Source organism: Mesotoga sp. Brook.08.105.5.1, from assembly GCF_002752635.1.
Classification (GTDB): Bacteria; Thermotogota; Thermotogae; order Petrotogales; family Kosmotogaceae; genus Mesotoga.
The window spans coordinates 60202-85307 of record NZ_AYTW01000016.1 but is presented as its reverse complement, the minus strand read 5'-3'; the positions used below and the strand labels follow the sequence as shown (position 1 = coordinate 85307).

The window sequence follows — 25106 nt, the reverse complement described above, 5'->3', positions numbered from 1 at the left end:
TTTTGGAGAGGCTGAGAGGAAGATACGACCTGCATGTGGCACTCCGCGTTGATTGTGATTATTGACTCAATTTCTAAAATTCATGCAAACGAACTCACTGTCGCAATGATAGACTTCATAGAGATATTCTTCCGTTGATATTCGAGTCATAAGTATCTCTTCTTATCAAGTGTCCTGTCTACTTTCTCCAGAGTCTGCATCGTTCCATTTCTGAGTTTAATAGATTTCTCCAACAGAAGTTGAATTACAGCAAGCTGGCACACTCTAGGCTGAAGCAACGGTATCCCCGTCTCATGACCACCTTGCGCCACGTAGATAGTCTCTTTCGAAACGCTGACAATTCTCGATCCGATGCCACCTGTAATGGCTACAGTATAAGCCCCCGAATCCGAGGCTACTTCAATAGACTTGACAGTATCTCTTATGTTCCCACTTGCGGAAATACCGAAGACAATATCATCCCAGTTGAGAGAAACTGCGGTCATTATCTGCAGATGAGGATCAGTGTAAAATGCGGTCGAAAAACCCGCTCTCATGAATAGAGTTGCCCCAAACTCTGCCACTATACCACTTGATGCAACTCCAAAGAAGATCACTCTGTTTGCTTTCACCATTCGCTTTGCTATCCTATCTAGCTGTTCATCATCTATTAAGTGATTCTGTTGATTAAGAGCGTCAATCAAATCCGAGATCAACTTGTTTTTATCGGCCGAAATCGGCGGCGACTCTCTTGAGAGCTCTCTGGCCAACTGAATCTTGAATGCCTGGTAGCCATTGAAATTCAGCTTTTTGGACAGCCTGAAGATCGTGGTCTCACTCGTCCCTGCTAGAACAGAGAGCTCACTTATCGAGTGATGAATGACATCATCTGGAAAATCTATGATGTATCTAGCCGCTTTCTTTTCTGCAGGGTTTAGTCCCTTGATCATCGCCCTAAGCTTCTCGACTATCCCAAATTCTTCTCCCATATCGATATCAACTCACCCTTTGTTTCCACAAATTTCTCAAGGAGCTTTTCCGTTTCTTTCTCTGCATCTTCCTGGACCAGTGATTCCGTTTTCGAAACGAAGTAAGCAACCCTGCCGAAATATAGCGGAACAAGCAATTCTATAAGTCTCTCTCTCAACGCTTCATCTCTGTAACTAGATGCAATTGAGTAAACAATTCTAACCCATAGATCGTCTTCGATCATCGCATCGGTCTTTCGTAGAAGAAACAAGCCTTCGAAAATCTCCGGGCCAAGAATCTCTTTGACAAAACTCTTCTGGTTTTCTATGCCCTCATAGAACTTCAAAATCATGTTTCCTAGATCTACTTCAAGCGGTTCCGGCTCTCCCACCACCGCATCACCGTAAATTGGTGATTCAGTATATCCCTTCACATGCTTCCATCTGCTTTCATACTTCTGCATAAGGGAGAAGAGAGTCCCTACTACCTCTCGGAACATTCTCCCTAGTTGCTTTCCGGGATCTTTGACATCATGGATCTTGGTACCGAGAGCGGCCTGGTAAATCTCCCCTTTGACCTCATTCACAGCCGAAGTGGTCATCCATATGTCGATCCCAAATCTGGAAACATCTGAGTTCCATGTGTTGTCTGGAACAGATGTGCAGTAATCTATGATCTCTCTCCCGACACCAAAGTCTCCACCAATAGGCTGCCTCAATTTTCTCCCGTAGAGAGCCGTGGTAAGCGGATAGCAGATGCTGTTGGTAATCGTTCCATCGTACTTGTGTCGGACATAGTAAGGCGTCACGTACGCTGCGTTCTTCTCGAGAACTGGATTTACAAGCCTTTCAATCCAAAAGGGTTCGACGCTTCTCAGATCAGAATCCAGAAAGACAACCACCTTAGCATTCAGCGATCTTGCTTTTTCCATTATTGACCTCATCGCACTTCCCTTTCCGGAAATCCCCCGGTACTTGAAAGACAGCAAATCCACCCCGTCACTGTAGGCTGAAAAGAAAGCCCCTTCAGTATTATCTGTTGATCCACCATCGGAATTGAGTATACAGGATCTTAAAGATGGAAAGAACTGATTAAGTCCTCTGACAGACGTTTCAACAACGTATTTGATGGTACCTGCGTTATTGAAACTTGGTATTCCTACTACAATATCGTATGAAGTATGATTCAATCCAGACATTCTTACACCTCCTATTCTTTTACTCCTCCGGCAGTGAATCCACTAGTCAAATACTTCTGCATAAGAGTAAAAATTATGATGATTGGTATTGCAGAAACCACGGAAGCCGACATCAACCTTCCCCAAACTGCATGAGCGGAACCGGAAAATGCATTCAGCCCGATCGGGAGAGTGAAGAGATCTTTGTATGATTTTAGCCCCAGGAAGGCCGAAGCGAATAGATACTCATTCCAGCCAATCATGAATGCGTAGATGTATACAGTGACTATTGCCGGAAGCGAAAGAGGAATAACAATCTTGAAAATCGCCTGGACTCTGGAACAGCCATCGATAATCGCCGCTTCTTCTATTGAAAACGGAATTGTCCGGAAATAGTTTCCCAACATATAAAGAGAAACCGGAAGTGTCTGAATAACATAGACCATGATCAGATAAACTCCGGTACCAAATGGAGTAGAAAGGATTCCAAGCTTCACCGCCATCTGATAAAGCGGCACCATTATTACGGTACCACCGAACAGATACACGAAAAGAACCGAACGCTGAACAAGTCCCCTACCCTTGAATCTCAACCTCGAGAATGCATATGCTCCTAAAATCGCTACGAAGAGGCTTATCAAAGCGGAAATCCCTGCGAATATCAGCGAGTTTCTAAGGTATTTCAAGAAGGGAAATTCACTAGCTCTCTCTTCCAATATTTTTGTCTTCTGCGCTTCGAATAATTCCAGTTGAGCCTTTGCCTTTTCGAAACCGGCAGCAAGCGCTTCCTCGGAGAGAGCATTGTCAACCTCGGCTCTCAAATCCGTAAACCGTTTCACATCATTTGCACTGAATATGGTTTTCATGTTTTCCTCGATTATTGAAGCCTCCTCTGTACCTGGAACGAGCGAGTTTTCAATAAACTCTTCCCTGTCTGTTACATCAATTCCACTGAAGTCGATCACAAGATCAACGATATCTCTCAGTTCTTTTTCCTTGGCCTTGAGCTGTACATCATGAACATACCGCGTATACACTTCAATTGAGGCCGTTCTCTCTTCCAACTCATCTATCCTCTTCAATACAGGTTCAAGATTTGCCCTAATTATCTCATCGCCGAAAAACTCTGTCTCACTACTTTGAATAAGCCCAAATATCTCCAGATAGTTTCTGATTGTGAAATCTGAGAATGTCATTTTGTTCGGATCGTAGTCTGCCTTAAGAGATACATGAACCATGAAATAAAACGGAATGAGTATGAAAAAACAGATTAAAGAGATCCCCAATGCAAACATGACTCTTCTGAAAGGTGTCTTCTTCCTTACCATTTCAACACCTTCTTCACGTATGTAGTTATCAGCCCAAGCATAATTACCATAAGGATTGTTGCAATTGCCGCGGCCACTCCGTACTCCGGCGAAGTTGTACCGATAACCCTTTCATAGATAAAGATAGGCAGAGTGCCAGCTCTCTTGCTGATCAGATAAACCTCGTCAAACTTATAGAAATTCCAGATACCCCTCATGAGAGCGACAGCACCCATGACGAAATAGATCTCCGGTAGAGTGATATTCGTGAACTTATTCCATGATGTTGCTCCATCGATTTCTGCAGCCTCGTAGTACTCATCGGGAATAGATTGAAGTCTTGAAAGCAGCATCAGGTAAACAAAAGGGAAGTTCCGCCAAATGTTGAATATCGATGCCACAAAGAATGCATTGTTCGAGTTGTTTAGGAGATCAAGTTGCGGAGAGACCCATCCGAGACTTTGACTGAATAACTGCATAAAAGGCCCGTAGCTTGGATCAAATATGTACTTCCATGAAAAGACTATCGAGATAAGTGGGGTAATGTATGGAAGCAGAATGATCGTCCTAACTATCGCCCTCCCCTTGAACTCCTTGTTCATCATCAGCGCTACTCCGAGACCCAACAATATACTTCCAATAACTGTCATCAGAGTGAAACCAACAGTTATGAAGAAGGACTTCCAGAAAGCGGCGTCTTTGAAAACTCGGATATAGTTTTCTAATCCTACGAACGTTGAACTGGTGATCCCGTAGTCGAAAAACGAAATGTATATGTTATACGCCACCGGATAGATTATCAATATCATCAGTAGGATTACTGTTGGCGAAACAAGTTTCCAACCTAAACTATTTTCCTTCTTCAATATGGAAGAGGCTGCTTGCTGCATAAGATCTACCTCCAAAAAAGGAAGGCCCCGGCTCCGGGGCCTTCGATGTCAGGCGTTTATCTTCCTATAAGCTTTCTAATATCCTCTCTCCAGAAGGTTAGAACCTGATCTGGGGTTGCGTTGTTATCGAACATCATGACTATGCCATTACCTATAGTGAAGGCTCCGGATATCTTTCCCATTTCGGGGAAGACTCTTCCTTCTACATAACCGAACTTCTCAATATTCTCCATACCATAAATGATTGCCTTGATCTTTTCTGCGCCGTAGCTCTTATAAATCCCCTTTGGATCGTTCAGGAATTCTTCGCTTTCAGCTATGGAAGCTCTTGTAGGAAGCATTCCACCGGGAGCCATATGTATGTACTTTATGTAATTGTCCGGCTCGAACATGAAATCGAGAAGTTTGAGAACATCAAGCTTGTTCTGGGAAGACTTGACGATCGCGAGCGACAAGACCTGTCCAAAGGAGGAAGGTCTGCTGTTAGTCATCATGGGAGCGAATTCAGTGTTCTTAACAAGATCTGGATCAAAGTCGCTTATGAACTGAGTCTGAATCTCGGCAAGAGCCAGGTCATCCATGACGTAAGTTGAGTAGAACATCATAGGTGTCCTACCCGCAAGATAGAGTTCTCTTGCCTGCTGCCAGTAGGTATGTCCTGGAGCTGAATATGCGCCAAGGTCCTTGTAGAACTGAAGTACCTCTCTCATCTCAGGAGAGTTAATGACTACATTTCCGTCCTTGTCGAAAATCCTTGCTCCGTTTGACAAAGCAAAGATTGTGAAGACCTGTTCCGCGTAGGCATCGTTGGTCTTTCCAAGTACGATTCCATACATTCCATTCTGAGGATCGTGGAAATACTTTGCCGCCTCCATAATCGCATCCCAAGTTGTTGGTTCGGCAAGACCCGCTTCTTCAAACCAATCTCTTCTGTACCAAATTCCTTGAACCCATCCGTGATAAGGAATAGCAAAATACTGATCCCCAGCCGGAGTAATAACAAATCTTGTTGCACCAGTGTAGAAATCCCCTGCATTTCTGATGAATCTTGTTGGAATCACAGTATCCAGAAGACCATCAGCTCCAAGGCCGAGAATAGTTTCAGCACCAGCTTCAATTAGGTCTGGAAGTGTATCAGCCGCAGAAGCCGCAGCCAATTTCGAGAACATCTCGTTCTCCTCGATTGCCACAACATCAACTTCTACTCCGGTTTCAATTGTAAACGACTCGATCAACTGAGCAATAATCTGCTGTCTGGATTCTTCTTCCTGAGTGTGCCAGTAAACAAGTTTTCCAGTCATTGTTACCGAAAGCATCAATACCAGAAATACTACAAAGAATCTTTTTTTCATTTTAACCACCTCCGAAGGAAATTTTTTTCACCATAATGATACCAAACTTCTTCTTTCGTTCAAAGAGGCTATACACCGTATCAGGATCCATCACTGCCATTCTCGTCAATCTAGCATCGATTAGATAGAAATAACTCTAAGAAGCTAGCTCTAAGAGTATGGTTTGAACCAAGAGATCTTATGCAATCTACAGAGGAAACCGATTATAGAAGTTCACTGAAGATATCCTAAGCATAATAAAGCTATAAAAATGGGATCGGCCAATGCCGATCCCATTAGTAGTAACTGCTTACAGTCTATCAATTACTCTATAAGCTTTTGTGGCAGAACCACCAGTCGTAACAACCTTCCTTGCCCTTTCTCTCTTCAGCAGTCTTGACATCAGATGCGGGAGGAATGATTACGTGATCCCCAATGATCTCGTTGTTTGGCCAATCTGCCGGGATAGCCACTCCATTCTTATCGGCAACCTGAAAGCCCTTTACCATTCTGAGAATCTCATCCATATTCCTTCCCAGCTCTTGCGGGTAATAGAGGATAGCTCTGATCTTTCCCTTCGGATCAACAATGAAGACCGCCCTGACAGTATTCGTTCCCTTTGCAGGATGAATAAGCCCAAGAGTCATTCCTACTTCGCCCATTTCGTCCGCGATAATAGGGAACTCGATTTTCACACCTAGCTTCTCTTCTATCCACTCCGTCCACTTTATATGAGAGAAGACTTGGTCAACGCTAAGACCTACGAGTTCACAGTTTAACTCTCTGAACTTATCATATCTTCTCTGAAAGCCCACGAATTCGGTCGTGCAAACCGGTGTAAAGTCCCCCGGATGACTGAATAGAACAAACCATTTTCCCTTGTGAGCTTCCGGTAGGTTCATTACCCCATGTGTCGTCTTGACTTTCATCTCAGGGAAATCTTCTCCGATCAATGGAATCCTTTTCTCCATAAAGCACCTCCATATTTATAATCATTCTTATTAGCTACAATATAATTATACTTTTCGCTGCTTGGTTTGTCAACCATACAATTATGCCGAACAGAGGTTTTGATTCTAAAGAAAAAGAGGGCTCTTGGCCCTCTTTTTATGACTTCAACAGAGTAGGTAAGGTGTCTCTTCTTCATCGGGGTAGATGTATGAACTGACTACTCTGTAATCTGGAAAACTTGTTTCTAGGGCTCTTGAGATCAGTGAAAGGTACTCGTTGATCCTTGGCACCACTTCTTCAAAGGAACAGGAACCTTTCAGAGCCATGATCTGAACTTCAATTGTATCTTCAGTCTCGGCTCTCATGTTGAGCGTGTCACCTTGGGCTCCCAGAAGTAACTTTTTTGAGAGCGTCTCAAGTATCATCTTCAAAGCCTCTGTGGATCTACTTTCAGAAACAGCGTACCTCAAATCGCAAACAATGTACATGGCGCTCCCTCCTTCGTCTGGTTTCTTAGATTCTGTTCATAACTAACACAGGAAGGTACCAGATGTAGACCCTGATTTCTGGAAAAGCCGTTTGTGAAAGACCGTTCATAGCCACTATTGCAAAGTGATCAGCCCGTTCCATTTATTATACATCAAAGGCAGTCTACCTATATTAACCAGGAGGAGTTCTAGATTTATCGGCAGATTACTACTATCGAAATATTAATGTAGAATTTAGGGAATGGGGGTGATCTAAATGATATATAGAACTCTGAAGGATAACAAAGGAGAAATCCCCGCCATTGGTCTAGGCACATGGGAGATCGGAGGAAGAGACGTTCCTGATGAAACGAGGGACAGAGAACACATTGACACATTGTCCAGAGCCATTGAAATGGGTTACAAGCACATAGATACTGCCGAATACTATGGTGGTGGCCATACCGAAGAAATAATTGGAGAGGCAGTCTCGATTTTCAGTAGAGAAGAATTGTTTATCACATCTAAGGTCTGGCCCACTCATTTGCGGAGTGTTGACTTACACAAAGCCCTTGAAAGAACACTGAAGAGGCTGAGAACAGACTATATTGATCTGTATCTTATTCACTGGCCGAATCCTGAAGTTCCGCTAGAAGAGACTCTTTCGGCGATGAATGAAGAAGTGAAGAACGGACGGATAAGGCATATCGGAGTTTCTAATTTCGACACGCAGCTCCTTAAGAAGGCCGTATCTATTTCAAAGGAACCTATTGTGAACAATCAGGTTCTCTTCAATCTAGAGGACCGGCAAGCAATGAATGAGCTTCTACCATACTGCCAAGATCATGGCATTACCCTAACCGCATACTCGCCGCTAAAGAGAAACGCATTAAAAGCCTCAACCGAGAAACTTCTGACTGGATTCTCTGAAAAATACTCGGCCTCTGTTCAGCAAGTAATGCTTGCATGGTTGCTGGGGAAAGATGGTGTGGTGGTCATACCAAAGGCATCCAAGCTTGAACACCTGAGAGAAAATCTAGAAGCAGGCATGATTGTCCTCGACAGAGAGGATATGAAAATGCTTGATTCACTAGAATAAGGAGGGCATCTTGAACGATATCAAGAGCAACTTTATAAGCGCTCTCGACTCACAAGATAAAGAGAGGGCAGTGATGGTGTGCATAGAATCGCTTGAGTCTGGCAATGTTGAAGTAATCGATTTGTATCTGGATATTCTTGCACCCGCATTGAGGAGTTGGGATTGCGACTACGTGAGCGACAGATTGTGTATATGGAACGAACATATAAGGAGCTCTATTGTCAGAACGGTAATGGAATGCTGCTTCCCTTATATTGTGAAGAAAAGAAGAGACAATGGATCAGAAAAGAATGATCGGACAGTGGCAGTACTCTGCCCGCCCGAAGAGTATCATGAGATCGGAGCTAGAATGATTTCGGATATCTTCACTATCGCTGGGTACAATTCCATATTCGTCGGAGCAAATACCCCGCTGGACACCTTCCTTGAGGCTGCGAAAAAGCTGAGTCCAATGTACGTTGCGATTAGTGTTTCAAACTACTACAACCTAATAAACACACGAAGGATGATTTCGCGAATTAAAGAAGCCGGTGGGAAATCGAGAGTTGTCGTAGGTGGAAATGCATTCGAAAAAAATCCCGACTACTGGAAGGAAGTCGGTGCAGATATTTTCCTGAAAGATCCAAGAGAGATTCTAGCTCTGGGGAAGGGTGATGTAAAATGAGATTGGCTTTTTCAATTGCGATGCGCTTTCTATCTTCCAGCAAGACCCAAACTCTTCTCATAGTAATGGGAATTGCAATAGGCGTTTCCGTTCAGGTATTCATAGGCTCGCTTATCCAGGGACTCCAAAAAGACCTGGTGGATACAACAATCGGAAGCTCTTCGCAGATAACTGTCTCCTCATCGGAAAACAACAGAGTAGAAGACTGGCAAGGCATAATTTCGGAAATCGCTTCTCTTGATTTGCCAACAGATCTGACGGCTCTTTCTGCAAGCGCAGATGTTCCTGTCTTCATAAGCAGCGGCGACAGAACCTTATCTGTTCTGCTCCGAGGTCTGCAGTTCCCCGAATCACATGTTATTTACAAGACGGATAGTCGCCTCATTGATGGCAGCCTTCCTGAAGGAGACGGAGAAATCATTATCGGCAAGGGTCTTAAGGATGAGCTCGATGTGAACCTTGGAGAAGAAATCACAATCTTCACTCCGGATAGAGCAGTTGAGATTCTGAAGGTAGTCGGTGTCTTCGATCTGGGTATTGCAAGCCTTAACAAAAACTGGATGATCTCAACGATTGGCACCGCTCAGTCAGTTGGGAAACTTGGTGATGCAGTCACATCGATAGAGATGCAGGTGAGCGATGTCTTCAGAGCTGATGAAAACGCCTCTGCCATTTTGGAACGTCTTTCGAGGTCTGCTTTACTTGTCACTGACTGGAAATCTCAGAACGAAGATCTCCTCTCCGGGCTGAATGGGCAGAGCGTCTCAAGCATAATGATTCAGGTGTTCGTAATCATAGCCGTTTCCCTTGGAATAGCAAGCGTGCTCGCAGTAACTGTAGTCCAGAAATCAAGGCAGATTGGAATCCTGAAAGCTATGGGACTTAAGGATTCCACGACGAGTTTCGTTTTTCTCTTTCAGGGACTCGCTCTCGGCATTGTGGGAGCAGTAGTTGGAATTGCATTCGGAATCCTGCTTATAATTATGTTCTCCACTTTTGCCGTAGGAACTGACGGAGAACCGATCATCAGAATCTCTCTGAGTTATGGGTTTGTAATGTTGTCCGCGCTCATTGCCATTGGCGCTTCAACTATTGCCGCAATGGTCCCAGCCAGGAGATCCTCCAAACTCAGCCCTGTTGAGGTGATACGAAATGGCTAACATAATCGAGCTTAAGGATATAAAAAAGGTTTACGGAACGGTTGTGAAGACAGAAGTTCTTCACGGTGTGGATCTTGAAATCGAAGACTCATCGTTTCTTTCGATAGTCGGACAGTCTGGAAGCGGAAAATCTACACTCATGAACATTATGGGCACTTTAGATCAACCCACGAGCGGTGAAATAAAAATCGCAGGGAAACAGACAAACAAAATGAACAAGAATGAACTCGCAAGTGTTAGAAATGAGACTATTGGATTCATATTCCAGTTTCATTATCTGCTTCCCGAGTTCACTGCTTTCGAAAACGTAATTCTTCCTTACAGAATTAAAGGTCTTAAACCCTCGAAGGAAATTATGGAAAGGGCGAAGGAACTAATGGATGTCGTTGAAATCAGCAAGGTTAGGAATAATCTAGCTCCAAACATGTCGGGAGGTCAGCAGCAAAGAACCGCAATAGCAAGGGCCCTTATCAACAATCCGAAGATTATACTTGCAGATGAACCTACGGGCAATCTCGACTCCGATACCTCAGCGAAGGTCTTCAGCCTCATGCGTGATCTCAACAAGAGATACGGAACAACATTCGTAATAATTACTCACGATAGAAGAATCGCAGAAGAGACAGACAGAATAGTTGAAATCAGAGACGGCAACATTTTCAATGACATAAAGAGATAAGGGGGACATCCCCCTCATCTCTCTAAATAATAACACTTCTGGAAAGCTATTTGGACTTTCTTAAGGGGGATTCCCTTCTGAGGCGCATCGTATCTTTGGGGAGGAAGACCCCCTCTTTTACCTTTCGAATATCTTCAACTGACATGAACGCCTTTGGAACGCATTCCAGAGCGATTCTCTCGAAGTCTTCCACTTCTTTCCTGTTTATGATACTGTAAACAATGTAAGCCTTTCCTCGAGCACCGTGAGCGTCTATCTTTGTAACTCCAAATCCAGCCTGGCACAGTTTTTCTATAAGTTCAGTTGGATCTCTCGAAATTATCAGCCTAACCGATACGGTTCCAATTGCAAGCCTCTCATCAATGAGCATTCCTATGTAGCTACCGGCCGCGAAGCCACCTGCATAAGCAAGAATGTAAAGTACATTGTCAACACTCTGGATTACTTTGCTGGCAACGAGCAACCACAGAATAATCTCAAAAAAACCGATAACACTTGCTATTTCTTTCTTGCCTCTCGAAACCATTATGATTCTCGTGGTTCCAAGAGAAACGTCGATGATCCTTGCGAAGAAGATTATCAGAGGCATAAGAACCCATCTGAAGAGATCGCCACTCAAGAATTCTTCCATTAGAAACCCTCCTACCGCATTCTTACATAGAAACTCTTCTCTCAAGCCAATTATAAGATACTTCTTTCAGGATAGCATGATGAAAAAGATTACCTTGTTTAATACGGGCAAAACAGATTTCTTCGAATGAACTGGCAAGCGAGGCAGACTTAGTATAGATCATTTCTACCAAATTTAGCATATCTCTACTTCTTTCTCTCAGTAATCTCATCGTGCTCCTGCAATTCGCTACAAAGAAGCGGGGCCTTTGGATTAAAGGAATGATAATTTTTACGAATCGCTTTCTCACTAAAGCTTGCATAGCAGTATAGGCAACGATTAAGACAGGTATTATATGCGCCAATGTCGACACTCTCGACACAGCGGCATGCAGCTCTCTGATATCTGTCTTTTGGGTGATCAATCCTTTTGCCTGTCAGCGTGTTAATTAGCGTCCCGTCAATACAGCTTCCGTGACTAATTCCATATTCCGAAAGATCAACGGTCTCTGAACATGTCTTCAGCTTCATTCCTTCAGAAGATGATACTTCTGAATAATGGCTGGCAATTTTCCTTACCTCAATTTCATTAGGCGCCCTTGCATCAAGTTTTCGAAGGTTTGATGAGATCTTCTGATAGTAATCGAGAAAACTAATCACACACTCTTCAGTGAAACCCTTAAGCAAATGTGCCATTTTTTCAAAGGCCCGTAGATGATGGTCGACACTATAGTCCGCATTTATCAGAATAGGATCGTATCTCCAAATCACTCTGTTTTCTCCAATCTTTCCGGAAAGCTTTTTGAAGGTCTCGATAATCTCTCTCTTGTTGCGAAGCCCAGGCTCTACACTTCCATGATAGGGCGTAATCGTGAATTGAAAATAATAACAGTAATCGGCAAAGTGATTCAGCTTGTCTAGCATTTTTTGGGGATCCTTTGTCCAAAATACGAAGCAGTCTACTGCTTCTGGATTTAGGATAACTTTGCTCACCTGATGGGGATTGAACGGATTCCTAACAAGAGCAAAGCCACTTTTCAAACGCTCTATCATCCACTCTGAATAAAAAGCAGGGATATCTGTCCTCCTGCTCGCACTTACTATCATTCCTGTCTCCTTCGATTAATGTTCAGTTTGATCTTCGTCAAGTGCAAAATCATCACAGCTCGATTCGCCATTTCGAAAAAACATAACGTTTGCTGACTACTTCAATATTAATACAGAAGATCATAGCGACTGAAGAAAGGGGACATGTGTGTTTTGATTCGTAGAGATCGTAGAGAATAGAGAGAGAGAGAGAGAGAAAAACAAAAGAAAAAAAGAAGCAAATAATCAACTGGAAGAATGGCTTCCTTTTTCGTGTTTTCGACAGAAGAGCCGATTCATTCGAATCACACATGAAGAACAATATCAAAGAATCTGCTGAATTCTACAGAGCAGTGGAAAGGTTAGTTTTAGTTACTGCTGGAATCAGGATACTTGACCTCGGTTGCGGGACGGGACTCGAACTAGACGAGATATTCAGACTAAACACGACAGCCAGAGTAGTATGTGTCGACTTGTCCCAGAAGATGCTCGAAATTCTTAGAATCAAACATGAAGACAGACTGGACAGCCTGAACTTGATTACCGGTTCCTACTTCGAAGTTGATTTGCCATCGGAAGGATTCGACATTTCCATTTCGGTTCAGTCGATGCATCATTTCGGATACAAACAGAAGTTGTCGCTCAAGAAGATTCTCCACAGTCTAGCGGGTAATGGAACATATATCGAGGCAGATTACGTGGTCGATACTACACGATAGAGGAAATGGGACTACGCAAGAAATACGAGTCTCTGAGAAGCGAGCATGACGCACCTGATGGTTTTTACCACTTTGATCTGCCGCTTTCCATAGATAATCAACAAGCAGTTCTGGAAGAGGCTGTGTTCAGTACTGTAAGACACCATGCAAGATACGAAAATTCAAGCATCTTCGTTTCACGAAAACCCACATCAAAACGGAGATGAATCGATGGAAAACAAAGGAGAGCCACTGGCCCTCCTTCTAGATGTTGAGAATATACTATTTCTTACTACACTCAAATAATTATATTGATTATCTTGTCCTGTACGTAGATGATCTTTCTTATTGACTTTCCTTCAAGCATTTTTGAGAGCTTCTCATCAGCCATTACCGCTTCCATTGCCTTTTCCTGGGATGCGTTCTGAGGAAGCACAACCTTTCCTCTCATCTTACCGGTAATCTGAACAGGCAATTCAGTCTTCGCCAGAGAAGCGTATTTCTCATAGCCAGAAGGGAAACCATCTTCAAGAATAGTCCTCTTCTTCCCGCCTTTCATGCTGTATATCTCTTCGCAAATGAAGGGGGCGAAAGGCGAGAGGAGTTTTGCCATATCTACTACGAGCTTTCTCTCGATAGCGCTCTCTTTCGAAGCCTCATTGACGAACTCCATGAGAGCGGCTATTGCCGTGTTCGGCTTGATATTCTTGATTGAATATTCGACCTTTTCCACAGTCTCTGCCATCTTTATCTTCAGATCTGTCGAACTCTTGCCTTCAGGCATTGTTGAGATGTCCCAAACTCGATTCAGAAACCTTCTCATCGCGTCCATTCCGCTGTCCCGGAAATCTCCGCCTTCGAGAAAGGTCCCCATAAACATCAGATAGGTTCTAAGGGCATCCACTCCATGGCTCTCAAAATACTCGTTGGGATTGACGATATTTCCCTTCGATTTCGACATCTTCTCCCCGTCTTTTATGATAAGCCCGTGTCCTCTAAATGAAGCAAACGGCTCTTCAAAAGGAAGAAAACCCAAATCGTGTAGCGCCATCGCAAGAAATCTCGAGTACATCAGATGGAGAGTTGCGTGTTCATTTCCGCCTATATACATATCGACCGGGCACCACTTTTCAACCAGCCCATCATCAAAAGGTGCACTGTCATTGCTCGGTGAGAGATATCGCAGATAATACCATGCCGAATCAAGGAAGTTGTCGGAGACATCGGTCTCTCTTCTGGCAGCCTCTCCACAAATCGGGCAAGTCGTGTTGACAAATTCGCTGTTCTTGGCCAGTGGAGACTTGCCGCTGCCGTCAGGTATGTAGTCATCGGTATTTGGCAACATCACTGGCAATTGATCTTCAGGGACGGGGATAGTTCCACACTTATCACAGTAGATCATTGGTATCGGAGGACCCCAGTAGCGCTGTCTGGAAATACACCAGTCATGAAGGTGATAGTTCACAGAGCCCTTTATGCTTTCGCTCACTTCGTCAATCTTGTCGATGAAATCAACACTGAGCGTACCCGAGTACTTTTCGCTGTTGATCATCTTTCCCTTCTCAGTATAGGGCAACTGTGAGGGATCGCATTCTATGACCTGTCTTATCTCTAGTCCATACTTCTTCGCAAAGACATAATCCCTCTCATCGTGCGCCGGGACGGCCATAACGGCACCCGTTCCATATTCTGCCAGCACGTAATCTCCTATCCAGATTGGAAGCTCCTCACCAGTAAGAGGGTGAATGGCGTAAGAACCGGTAAATATTCCGTTTTTTGGACGAGAAATAGAAGTTCTTGTGGCAAGATCCATGCTCTTCACTTCTTCTTTGAAATTATCAAAAGTCTCCACTGTTGAAGGCGTGACTAGCTTGTTCACCAGACCGTATTCAGGAGCTACAACTATGTAAGTTACTCCAAATATCGTATCTGGACGGGTTGTAAACACATCTATCTGCTCATTCATTCCAGATACTTTAAAAGAAATCGTGGCTCCAGAAGATTTCCCTATCCACGCGCGCTGAAGATTCTTAGTAGTGTCCGTCCAGTCAAGCTTCTCGAGGTTAGACAGCAGTTTCTCTGCGTACTTTGTGATTTTGAAGAACCACTGACTCATCTCGCGTTTCTCGACTTCATTATTGCATCGTTCGCAACGACCGTCAATTACTTGCTCATCGGCCAGCACTGTCTTGCACGAAGGACACCAGTTAACATTTGACGCACGTTTCTCAGCAAGACCGTTCTTGAACAACTGAATGAAGATCCACTGGGTCCACTTGTAATACTCCGGAGAAGAAGTTATCGCTTCGCTGTTCCAGTCGAAAATATTACCAATCATTTTGAGCTGCTCTTCTCTGAAGTACTCTATGCTTTTCGGAGTGAGCTCAGCAGGATGTCTCCCAACTCTCAAGGCATAGTTCTCGCTGTGTATACCGAAAGCATCGAAACCGATCGGTTCGAAGACGTCGTAGCCCTTGAGCTTCATGAACCTTCCATATACATCCGATCCGATGAAGGAAAACATGTTTCCTATGTGGAGACCGGCAGCGGAGGGATATGGAAACATCATGAGATTGTAGAAAGGCTTCTCCGCTTTCTTGAGATCTATGTTAAATGGCTTCTCCTTCGCATAGTAATCCTGCCATTTCCTTTCAATCACCCTGAAATCGTACATGTGCTACCTCCCGAATGAGTGTAAAGCTTGAGAAAAGCAACTTAGATGGATTATAACATGCCAGTGTTACCGAATTTCTGACAACCGATCAGTTGAATTCATAACCTGGACAGCTCCCTGTTAAAGTTATGAATAACAAGATTTCCTTGTTGGACTCTCTCTTGCAGAAAACCATCTTTCGCGGCACATTCGAGAAAGATATATAGACAACCAGAAGCATAGCTAGAACCAGTAGGAGTCTCTTCATACAGATCTCCCCCTCACATTCCCGTTCCGTAAGTTCGGGCAGCTGGATCTCTATCGGATTATTGTCCACTGTGATGCCATCAATAGTTCTGTCCTTCTCGTCTCTTATGAAATATCTCGGACCTGTAGGATCAGATTCATGTTGTAACCCGATTCCAAAATTCACTCTTTCTTCGCTCATTTCTTCAGAGAAACTGAATCTTAGAACCGCAACGATGTCACTCACTTGAGAGATACCAGGCGCTTGGTCTAAAAAACCCCTGACGACTACTGCTTCTTTGCTCGAAGGGATGACACCATCAAAACTGGTTCTGTTTTCGAGAAACTGTTGGAAGTAAGCCTCTTCAAATACCCGACCCTCGTCACGGACTATGGAAAACTGAAGGTACATGAGTTCTCCGTTCAGGCTGTTATCGGGTGCGAAGTATTCCTTTTTGCTGTGCACATAATGTGCGACGTTGGGTGCTACGATGGCCACTTCTATTGAACCTTTACTCTCTCCGTCGGAAAACAGAATCTTTCCCGCTTCCAGATAGATCAGGGGTTTGTCTTCGCCGGCGTACCTTTCATCTAGCCTGAAAACAGCAGAAGGTCGGTACTGATCGCAGTAGCGCGTGCTCCCAGTCTGTCGTAAGCCCTTATGTACATCCTGTATATCTTACCGACCTCGAAAATGCCCAGAACTATGTTCCCCTCCTTCAGGGTTGCTGTCAGCCCTGCGTCGCTTATGAGGATGGAAGTGCTACTGGGTTTCCAGTCAAGCCAATCGGTTATATATTCGAAATCTTCCGTGTTTGTTTAGACAAACCTAAACTCGACCCTGGATACTTTCTCGGAGAACTCCCATTCCAGAAAAACATATCTTCCAAAGGGAGTGAAATCTTCCGAAAAGGCACCGTGGATGTACCTATCAGGCAAACTGATCGAATCAATAACCTTGACTTCAACAATGTGCCACCCTTCTTCTAGATCTGTGAGTACGATCTCTGTTTCAGAAGTCTCGATGAATTCACCTCCTCAACAGAGTATAGGTATAGATTGTTGATACCATGTGTTGGTTTCCAGGAGACTGTTACGTTTTTCGAAGAATACTCTACCTAAGTATTCAAGAAATCAACTGATGAATTATTCTGTTTAAAACATGAGCTTAGTACAATGATTGAAAAGAAAATCAGTAGCAACGAAGAAAGACGTCTCATTCTCAACCCCACAATTTGAATTGTATTTATTTGCATTGTCCGCCCAAGAGAACCATCCGGCAACAGGAGCTCTCTTTATATGTGATTTGAGAGTGAAAGAGGCCTCCCATTTGTTCATAGTGCCTGCAGATTAGGGGAAATTTAGACTCTTTCCGCTACGTCATTCGCCAGTACTGCAAACTTTCCGAAGACTCAACTGGCTGCAAATTATCTAAAAATCTACTCATTGCAACTCTTGAAGATCTGCTGAGATTCGAGAATCGGGAGAACGAAGAGATGGGTTTTGACATTCCAGACGAAGCAATAATTTCGATTTCAAATGATACCTTCCAGACAGTTTTGTACGTTCGTGTCAATCTTTGAGAAGTCTTCTCAGGCGTGCCCTTCCCACTTATTACAAACAGCCTGTTCTGGAGCTCTTCGACGTAATGCATCATAATTAAATCTACTCAAGAGAGATTTCTTGCTTTGAAGGAAATGAAATATGTATAATCATAATGATCAGATGGAACTAAAAAACTCTGATGTCCTCATGAAGGAGGTAGAGGGATGAAGAAAAGCATATTGTTACTGGTAGCGATCGTTGCTGCCATGCTTGTAGTTACTTCTTGTATCAAACCACTCAAACCGACCGAAGCGATTCTCGAGATAACTTCGATCGTCGTTTCGGGCAATGAAGCCACTATAAGCTGGAAGCTCAACACAACTGCGGAGATAGTATCGGCCAGTTACACTCTTCACGTTGGAGAGGCCGAGTATGAAAGCCAGGAAACCAGCAAAACCGTGACTCTCGCGGCCGGAACTCATCAGGTGAAGGTCGAAGGAGAGATAAAGGGCAAATACGAAGCCACCTACGGACAACCGGCCGTTCACGTGGAATCTGAAACGAAGACGGTGGAAATCTTGCAGGAGTACGGGAACACGATCCTGGTAACCCTGGTGGAGTACATGACGGGACCGGCCGCCGCAGGAGTTTCCCTGGAGGTCTTAGACGGTGAAACAGGCGTGCTCCTGGGTTCCGGAGAGACCGATCTCGAGGGAAAGACCGAGATTGATCTTCTCTGGTTCCTGTCCCCGGGTCTTCTAGAGGTCAGGGAAGTGACGTTAAAGGCAGAAAAAACCGGTCTTGCTCCGAGCGTTCTCGAGGGACTGGCTGTACCGCTGATTCCGTCCAACGAACTGGCCTCAGCAGGCAGCCCCTTGCCTGTTGACATGGCGATCAACAGGGCCATGATCGATCCTCTCGACGGTTCTTACCCCGAAATCGAGATCATGCTGTTGGACGGCAACGGCAACGAGATAGATCCGACAGATGTATCCACCAACGTTTATCTGAATATCGAGTATGCAAGCGATCTGGAATACGATGTCTGGGATGCTCTATACGTGGGCATCGGATACGTTCCCTGGGCCGGAGTTAGAGATTTCGCGTCTTTTGGCATGTCGGAAGCCACTTTCCCTATCCCGGCGGAGATCTTCAACGGAGATGTACCGATTCATGTCGTAGTTTACAACTACAACAGGGCCAGGCTCGACCGGGTTGTAAACCTCAACTTCACGGCCGAAAATGCCGAACCGGCCGAGACGTTCCCTCCATTAGGAGTCTGGCTCTGGTCGTGGACGTCGGACGCCAACGTCAATTACTACTCGCTACCGAAAGAGATCAACGGCAGAAAACTACACCTCGATGAGGAGACCTTCGAGGATCTTGCGGGAGCCCCGGCAGAGGGCAACATAATCGTTCAGATCGCCTGGGACCCCCCCGAGAACCTTGCGGGGTTAGTGGGTTTCAACATCTACCGCTCCAGTGATGGTGTTAACTACAAGAAGATAGCCTTCAAGACCGCCTTTTCCGGTTTCGATAGCGGAATCGGGATCGAGGCAGGCAACAGGTACTTCTACAAGGTCAGATCGGTTTACGCCGACGGAAGCGAGTCGGAGGACAGCAACGTCGCCTCGGTGGTACCGCTCGATATCTTCAAGGTCAAGCTTAACTCCCCGGCGAACAACTCGACGGGAGTTTCGAGAAGACCGGTACTGAAGTGGGCGCCCGTCGACAAAGTCAATTCTAGCAAAGTGCCTGTACTGGGCGGCGGTCTCCTCGACGAGAGCGAGATCACCTATCACTATACGCCCTGGATATACGACACTGTTCAGAGCGACTACCAGCATCTGCTGGCAGTCGACAGCGAATTCGAAACTTTCGATTTCTCCACCTACGGCCCACAACAGGTCTCCGTGAAGTTTCTGGATCCGTTCTGGCTTGGGAAAGAGATGAACTGGATCTTCATTCTCAACGGGCAGGCGTACCTGTACCCCTTCGATCAGCTCGAGGCCTTCAAGACCTATGAGTGGGGTCTGGATTACGCGGTGGCCATCTACTTTGGAGATGATGAAGACGGAGACGGCTTCTTCGATTCGGTCGCTTATTCGACCACCATAGACCTGGGCTACCATTTCGACAGGTGGTTCAACGACGCCGATTACTACAACCGCTTCACCACCGGTGGAGATAATTGAGAGGGGAGGTGGTGCAGATGAAGAAAACCTTACTGTTAATAAGTGTCGTATTGCTGGCCCTTGTGTTCGCTTCCTGTGTGAGAGTTGCCCCGGGTAACAGCGCCGGCGCCGATGTGGAGCTTGTATGGAAGCAGATACAGGATGCGCCCTACGTTGAAGGAAGACTTATAGTGGGTTACAACGACATCGAGGCTTTGAGCGAGATCGTTTCTCTTCTCGATGCTGAGATAACCATCGATATACCGCGCTTGAACGCTGCGGGGTTGCGGTTCGACTCGACGGTCGAGGAGGCGAGGGCCGCTATCAGGGAGCTTTTTGTCGAGAGACCGGAGCTAGTCGCATCGATAAGATACATAGAACCGAACTACGAAAGAGAACTTATAAAGCCGGTGAAAGACGATAACCTGAAATTGCCCGAACTGCCCGTGGTTCTTGCCGAGGACGCGTTCCCCGACCTTGAAGGATTCCTCTGGGGAGTCAAGAAGGTCCGTGCACCGCAAGCCTGGGCCGCCGGGTACGATGGGACCGGCATAATCGTCGCCGTAATCGACACTGGCATCGACTCTAACCACCCAGATCTCCAGGGTCAGATAACTCACAGGTACGATCCGCTCCTCGATCTGGAGATCGACCCCGACATAGACTACTCCTTCGGAGCGCACGGCTCTCACGTCGCCGGTACTATCGCCGCAAAGGACGACGGCCATGGCGTCGTAGGCGTGGCCCCCGGAGCGAAGATAATGGATATACCGATCTTCCAGCCCGACTATATAGGCGACGAGTTCGTCGCGGCCGGTATAGTGTATGCGATTGAAAACGGGGCCACGGTACTTTCCAACTCCTGGGGAGGCAAGGGCTTTTCGACGCTTCTGTACGATGCGATCGCTTATGCATCCGAAAACCGGGTGGTCTTTGTGAACTCGGCCGGAAATGAACATGTGAACGAAGTCAAGAGTCCTGCCATGTACCCGGGAGTCGTGGTCGTGGCCGCCTCCACAGCGGGCGACGGGATCACCCATTTCTCGAACAGGAGCGTCAAGCTCTCGGTGGCCGCTCCCGGCGATTTTTCGATCCTTTCTACCGTTCCACTCTGGGATGTGGCCGAGTTCGCCTATCCCGACCTGCCGTACGCATATTACGGCGGAACGTCGATGGCCTGCCCTCACGTCTCGGGCGCGATCGCCATTCTCCAGCAGAAATACAGAGACATGGGACTGACCGTTTACCAGTACAGGAAACTTATCGAGCTCGGAGCCGACGATATAATGGCTCCTGGAAAGGATAACGACAGCGGTTACGGAAGGCTGAACGTAGAGAAATCGCTCTCGCTAGATCCCGATGCCTTCGGCACCGGAGGAAACGCATTCTTCTGGATTCAGACGAAGAGGACCTATTACGATGAGGAACTGGAGGGCGACTATCCGATGGGGATACCGGGCGTGTACGTCTCGATGATACCCCATGACCGGAACCTTCCGCCGATATACATCAAGAGCATAGGCGATCTCGAACTGGCAGGAGCGGCGGCTTTTGACATAGATGTGGGGATGTACGACGTCTATTTTGGAAGCGGAGACCTCTTCGATCCCAGCTCTCTGCTATATTTCTCTGGAAGGGTGCAGGAGCAGGAAGGCATGAAGTGGGAGAGTTACGAAGTCACTCACAACCCGATAAACTACGTCTGGGCCGATGTAGTCGAGTTTTCTTCAAGTCCGAAATTGGTGATAGAAAAGATTTCGGTCTTCCAGGAAGGCACGGAGATAGTCGATCCTGAGATCACGCTTCTGCAGTTCATCGTGACCGCGATCAACGCCTTCACCGGCGAGGAGTTCTCTTCTACTATATCCTACGACGGAGGAACTTTTGCGCTCCCGGACTATGCCCCGGCACCGCAGTATACGCTTACAAGCGAACCATTCCCGGGACTAGAAGATTTTCTGGCCGATAAAACCGTCGTCTTCACCGGCTACGTAGAGTACGACAACGATCCGGGCAGGAGGATATATTTTGAGAGAGAACTTCCAGCCGGAACGGGTTTCATTTCAGACGGCTGGTCGTTTTACTTCAGTGCCTTCTGAGGTTGTATGCAATATCTAGCCCCCGCAAGGGGGCTTTTTTCTGGCATAATTGATAAGGAGGTGAGAGCTTTGCAGGAAGAAACCGTGCTTGACATAATGATAGAGATTCCTAAGGGAAGTAGGAATAAGTATGAGTATGATAAGAAACTCAAGAGGATAAGGTTCGACAGGACTCTGTTTTCTGCTGTTCATTACCCGATGGACTATGGATTCATATTAAATACTCTTGCCGAAGACGAAGATCCGCTTGATGCAATGGTTTTGCTCTGGGAGCCGACTTTTCCCGGGTGTTTAATTGAGGCAAAGCCAATCGGCGCATTCAAGATGTGGGATGAGAAGGGCCCTGACGAGAAAGTCCTTTGTGTTCCGATACATGATCCGGTCTGGAACTATATAGAAAGCCTGGATGATGTTCCTCCTCATCTACTTAAGGAGATCGAGCATTTCTTTTCCGTATACAAGGATCTCGAAAAGAAGAAAACGGGTATTGAGGGCTGGGTAAGAAGAGAAGAAACGTTGGAAATTATCGCTGCATCAAGAATAAGATATCTTGAAGAAACTCAAAATTCTTAAAATGTGCGACAGGACGAAATTCCGAAAAGCGTATATCATTGACTTAGCAACAGGAAAGGAGAATCCATTATGTATGAATACGTTATCTGGGATTTCGGTGGCACTCTCTTCGATACTTACCCTGCGGCAGCGGAGGTATTCTCAAGGGTCCTTGAGAAGTACGAGGTGAGAGCTTCCGTCAAAGAAATTCTTGAAAAGCTTAAGGAATCAACATCGAAAGCTGCACAACACTTCATGGATAAGTACAGACTGCACAGTGGATTTCTGGAGGATTTCTACAGTATAGAGAACCATCTTGAACCGGAGAGACAACCACCTTTTGAAGGGGCAAAGGATACCTGTATCCAGATTAATAAGAACGGTGGAAGTAATTTCCTTTTCAGTCACAGGAGTAATTACTCCATGACCAAACTTCTGAATTACTACAAGATGCTGGATCTTTTCTCCGAAATTGTATCCGCAGACGGTGGTTTTGCCAGAAAGCCCGATCCACAGGCAATTATGTATATTATCGACAAGTATGGGCTTGAGAGAGAAAGAGTTATTACAATCGGTGATCGAGAGATCGATATTGAGGCCGGGAAACGCGCCGGAATAGCTACCTGCCTCTTCAATCCAGATTCGTCATCAGCAACCACAAAAGCTGATTTTGTCGTTACCTCCTTGAAACAGGTTCCTTCTGTTTTGCAGGTGTGCAACAGATACAGTGGTTGTGAAAGCTGATGATCGAGAATCTGATATGGGATTTCGACGGTTCGCTTTTCAATACCTACCCCGCTATGGTCAGACTGTTTAAACAGGCTCTGCTTAGAAAGGGATATGTCGCTTCCGAAAACGAAATTCTCTCCCTCATGAAAGACACCCTCGGAAAGGCCGTTGACTTCTATTTGGATAGAGGAGTTGACTATGCCTTCTACAAAGACTTCAAGAAATCTGAAGAAGAGCTCGACCCGGCCGAGCAACCTCCTTTTGAAGGTGCTCGCGAGGTGTGCTCAATACTTGTAAGGAATGGCGGTAAGAATCTGATCATAACTCATAGATCACGAAAGACTGCTTTCAAGCTGCTAAGTTACTACGAAATGACCTCGCTTTTCAGCGACATAATCACCAGAGAAAGCGGATTTAAGAGGAAACCAGACCCCGATGCTTTCGTCAGCGCGATAAGAAATTATAGACTGAACCCCAGATCAACTCTCTCCATTGGTGATAGAGACCTTGACGTCATTGCTGCAAGGGATGCGGGAACAAAGACATGTTTCTTCTCTCAGAATGGATCCAGACCAACCATTCGAGTCGACTTCACAATAGACAATCTGTTACAGCTTGAAAAGATTGTTTCTGATGACGGCCATTCCTCACATGTATAGCAAATGAAAAAAGTGCATACGCAAAACCCGTATGCACTTTTCCTATGCAGAAAGATATTCTATTGGTAGTATACCTTTCTTGAATCTGCTTCAGCAGGGTCCTTGAAGTAGTATCCAAGTTCATTTTCGACTATTTCGGCGTATCTTGGGGCGGAAACCGAGAATCCTCTGTCGGGGTTCTTCTTCGTCCACTGAGACAGAATCTCTTGAATAACTGAAGAATGCTGTCCGACTCTTCTGTCCATAGAGAATCCGTTCTCGTCGTACGGGACGAAAAGCAATCCCTTTTCACCAGCCTTCAACACAAATGGGTCTATACCATCGATAATCAGTTCTAGAGTTTTGGCAGCCGTAATCTGATCAAGATGGACTCCGGGTGACTCCAGTAAGAACGGGTATGCGTCGGACCAATCGCCAATTTCCCTGTGTGAGAGGCCTCTGTAACCGGTTGGAGAAGACTCCACGTGATTATCAAACTTCTCTCTTCCCTTCACATAGAAGGAAGCTCCTATTGCATAGGGCATTGACTTCTCAGGGGCAACTATGCAGTTGGTCACAGGGTACATCGCCTCTGCTTCATGCAAATCAATAACGATATCTATACCCTCATTACGGATCATCTCCATTGCTGCAAAGGAGACTTTCTCAGCAAGGAATCCGTCAGGCCTGCCTGGCCAGGATCGATTTGTATTTCTTGCGTCTATGTACGACAAAAGCTGACCATCAGGATAGTGTACATAGACGTCCGGGTCTGGCCACTGGTCAAGTGCCTGGAACCCTCTGTCGCCCATTCTGAACTTCTGTTCTCCCCATGGAGTTTCCAGATAGTAGTAGAGAGGAAATCCTCCACCTGGCTGTGTTCCAAGAGAACCGCTAACATTGAAATGGGGAATAACGTAGACTGTTCCCTTTTCCACTTCGAGATTCCCGATGAAAAAATATGCGAGTAAAGTCGCGGAAGGTTCATTGGCATGGGTCCCCGCTATTATGAGAGTCTTCCCGCCTTCTTCTGCGCCCTTCAGTTCAAAAACATCGGTATCTGCAATCGTTCCTTCTATTCCGTCAAAGTACTTGCTAAGTTTAAAAACGTTAGTCACACTTGGTCCGGCCACTACTTCTTCCTTGAAGTACCTCTGAACGTACAGTGGTATTCCTCCAGCCAGAACTATAAGTGCAAGTACACCAGCGATTATAAGTTTTCTCATCATAAAACCACCCCTACTTCATTCTCAGCAGTCTGAGAATGAGGGGTAGAAGAGCCAAAGTATAGAGTATCTCGCTCTTTAAATCCTTGGTCTTAATGAAGTTCCATATTAGCATGCCTGCCACATAGGCTGTCATCACATAATACAGAAACATTATCAAAGTCATGACGACACCTCC

Annotated in this window: 23 protein-coding genes; 10 read left to right on the top strand and 13 right to left on the bottom strand. The window is 45.5% G+C overall.

The window, feature by feature from the left end:
- Positions 1 to 146 precede the first annotated feature (146 nt).
- The 7 genes from V512_RS07370 to V512_RS07340 form a co-directional block, all read right to left on the bottom strand.
- Positions 147 to 968, bottom strand: a complete 822-nt coding sequence (locus V512_RS07370) for a MurR/RpiR family transcriptional regulator (RefSeq protein WP_099829805.1) — start codon at positions 966 to 968, stop codon at positions 147 to 149.
- Entirely contained in the window at positions 947 to 2146 is a 1200-nt protein-coding gene (locus V512_RS07365; protein ID WP_099829804.1) for a glycosyltransferase, read from the bottom strand. The genes V512_RS07370 and V512_RS07365 overlap by 22 nt, the downstream gene beginning before the upstream one ends.
- A gap of 11 nt (positions 2147 to 2157) precedes the next feature.
- Positions 2158 to 3453: a carbohydrate ABC transporter permease gene (locus tag V512_RS07360; protein ID WP_099829803.1), complete on the bottom strand. Its 1296-nt coding sequence runs from the start codon at positions 3451 to 3453 to the stop codon at positions 2158 to 2160.
- The gene (locus V512_RS07355; RefSeq protein WP_099829802.1) at positions 3447 to 4322 is read right to left on the bottom strand and encodes a sugar ABC transporter permease; all 876 of its coding nucleotides are present in this window, start codon (positions 4320 to 4322) and stop codon (positions 3447 to 3449) included. Before V512_RS07355 ends, V512_RS07360 begins: the two co-directional genes overlap by 7 nt.
- Positions 4323 to 4378: 56 nt before the next feature.
- The gene (locus V512_RS07350) at positions 4379 to 5674 is read right to left on the bottom strand and encodes an extracellular solute-binding protein (protein ID WP_099829801.1); all 1296 of its coding nucleotides are present in this window, start codon (positions 5672 to 5674) and stop codon (positions 4379 to 4381) included.
- Positions 5675 to 5982: 308 nt separating this feature from the next.
- Positions 5983 to 6624 (bottom strand): peroxiredoxin, encoded by a 642-nt coding sequence (locus V512_RS07345; protein ID WP_099829800.1) that lies wholly within the window; start codon positions 6622 to 6624, stop codon positions 5983 to 5985.
- Positions 6625 to 6768: 144 nt separating this feature from the next.
- Complete coding sequence (locus V512_RS07340; protein ID WP_099829799.1) at positions 6769 to 7092, bottom strand: hypothetical protein; 324 nt, start codon at positions 7090 to 7092, stop codon at positions 6769 to 6771.
- 256 nt (positions 7093 to 7348) lie between these two features.
- Here V512_RS07340 and V512_RS07335 point away from each other — a divergent pair, with 256 nt between their 5' ends.
- From V512_RS07335 to V512_RS07320, 4 genes are read left to right on the top strand one after another with little or no spacing between them, the layout of a single operon-like run.
- A complete protein-coding gene (locus V512_RS07335; RefSeq protein WP_099829798.1) occupies positions 7349 to 8170 on the top strand; it encodes an aldo/keto reductase in 822 nt (273 codons plus the stop codon).
- A gap of 10 nt (positions 8171 to 8180) precedes the next feature.
- On the top strand, positions 8181 to 8834 hold the full coding sequence (locus V512_RS07330) for a cobalamin-dependent protein (RefSeq protein ID WP_099829797.1): 654 nt from the start codon (positions 8181 to 8183) through the stop codon (positions 8832 to 8834).
- Positions 8831 to 9994: an FtsX-like permease family protein gene (locus V512_RS07325; protein ID WP_099829796.1), complete on the top strand. Its 1164-nt coding sequence runs from the start codon at positions 8831 to 8833 to the stop codon at positions 9992 to 9994. Before V512_RS07330 ends, V512_RS07325 begins: the two co-directional genes overlap by 4 nt.
- Complete coding sequence (locus tag V512_RS07320) at positions 9987 to 10673, top strand: ABC transporter ATP-binding protein (protein ID WP_099829795.1); 687 nt, start codon at positions 9987 to 9989, stop codon at positions 10671 to 10673. The genes V512_RS07325 and V512_RS07320 overlap by 8 nt, the downstream gene beginning before the upstream one ends.
- Before the next feature lie 46 nt (positions 10674 to 10719).
- On the opposite strand, the gene V512_RS07315 is transcribed toward V512_RS07320, so the two are convergent.
- Positions 10720 to 11304, bottom strand: a complete 585-nt coding sequence (locus V512_RS07315) for a DUF2179 domain-containing protein (RefSeq protein ID WP_099829794.1) — start codon at positions 11302 to 11304, stop codon at positions 10720 to 10722.
- A gap of 185 nt (positions 11305 to 11489) precedes the next feature.
- Complete coding sequence (locus tag V512_RS07310; RefSeq protein ID WP_099829793.1) at positions 11490 to 12389, bottom strand: DUF1848 domain-containing protein; 900 nt, start codon at positions 12387 to 12389, stop codon at positions 11490 to 11492.
- A 290-nt stretch (positions 12390 to 12679) separates the two neighbouring features.
- Between V512_RS07310 and V512_RS07300 the strand changes: the two genes are divergently transcribed.
- Positions 12680 to 13087 carry a class I SAM-dependent methyltransferase gene (locus V512_RS07300; RefSeq protein WP_099829791.1) on the top strand — a complete coding sequence of 136 codons (408 nt, stop codon included), beginning with the start codon at positions 12680 to 12682 and terminating at the stop codon, positions 13085 to 13087.
- Positions 13088 to 13364: 277 nt separating this feature from the next.
- On the opposite strand, the gene leuS is transcribed toward V512_RS07300, so the two are convergent.
- Positions 13365 to 15740, bottom strand: a complete 2376-nt coding sequence (leuS, locus tag V512_RS07295) for a leucine--tRNA ligase (RefSeq protein ID WP_099829790.1) — start codon at positions 15738 to 15740, stop codon at positions 13365 to 13367.
- A gap of 88 nt (positions 15741 to 15828) precedes the next feature.
- Positions 15829 to 16464 carry a hypothetical protein gene (locus V512_RS07290; protein ID WP_099829789.1) on the bottom strand — a complete coding sequence of 212 codons (636 nt, stop codon included), beginning with the start codon at positions 16462 to 16464 and terminating at the stop codon, positions 15829 to 15831.
- A 1270-nt stretch (positions 16465 to 17734) separates the two neighbouring features.
- On the opposite strand from V512_RS07290, the gene V512_RS07280 reads away from it, so the two are divergent.
- The 5 genes from V512_RS07280 (at position 17735) to V512_RS07260 (ending at position 23723) form a co-directional block, all read left to right on the top strand.
- Positions 17735 to 19705, top strand: coding sequence for a hypothetical protein (locus V512_RS07280; RefSeq protein WP_099829787.1), 1971 nt, complete (start codon positions 17735 to 17737; stop codon positions 19703 to 19705).
- A 17-nt stretch (positions 19706 to 19722) separates the two neighbouring features.
- Positions 19723 to 21783 (top strand): S8 family serine peptidase, encoded by a 2061-nt coding sequence (locus tag V512_RS07275; RefSeq protein WP_099829786.1) that lies wholly within the window; start codon positions 19723 to 19725, stop codon positions 21781 to 21783.
- A 69-nt stretch (positions 21784 to 21852) separates the two neighbouring features.
- Positions 21853 to 22356, top strand: coding sequence for an inorganic diphosphatase (locus V512_RS07270; RefSeq protein ID WP_099829785.1), 504 nt, complete (start codon positions 21853 to 21855; stop codon positions 22354 to 22356).
- 69 nt (positions 22357 to 22425) lie between these two features.
- Positions 22426 to 23079 (top strand): HAD-IA family hydrolase, encoded by a 654-nt coding sequence (locus tag V512_RS07265; RefSeq protein WP_099829784.1) that lies wholly within the window; start codon positions 22426 to 22428, stop codon positions 23077 to 23079.
- Positions 23079 to 23723, top strand: a complete 645-nt coding sequence (locus V512_RS07260; protein WP_099829783.1) for an HAD hydrolase-like protein — start codon at positions 23079 to 23081, stop codon at positions 23721 to 23723. Before V512_RS07265 ends, V512_RS07260 begins: the two co-directional genes overlap by 1 nt.
- A gap of 59 nt (positions 23724 to 23782) precedes the next feature.
- On the opposite strand, the gene V512_RS07255 is transcribed toward V512_RS07260, so the two are convergent.
- Together V512_RS07255 and V512_RS14600 are read right to left on the bottom strand one after the other, a co-directional pair.
- Positions 23783 to 24928 (bottom strand): succinylglutamate desuccinylase, encoded by a 1146-nt coding sequence (locus V512_RS07255; RefSeq protein ID WP_243392307.1) that lies wholly within the window; start codon positions 24926 to 24928, stop codon positions 23783 to 23785.
- A 13-nt stretch (positions 24929 to 24941) separates the two neighbouring features.
- The gene (locus V512_RS14600) at positions 24942 to 25094 is read right to left on the bottom strand and encodes a hypothetical protein (RefSeq protein ID WP_165775360.1); all 153 of its coding nucleotides are present in this window, start codon (positions 25092 to 25094) and stop codon (positions 24942 to 24944) included.
- Positions 25095 to 25106: the final 12 nt, after the last annotated feature.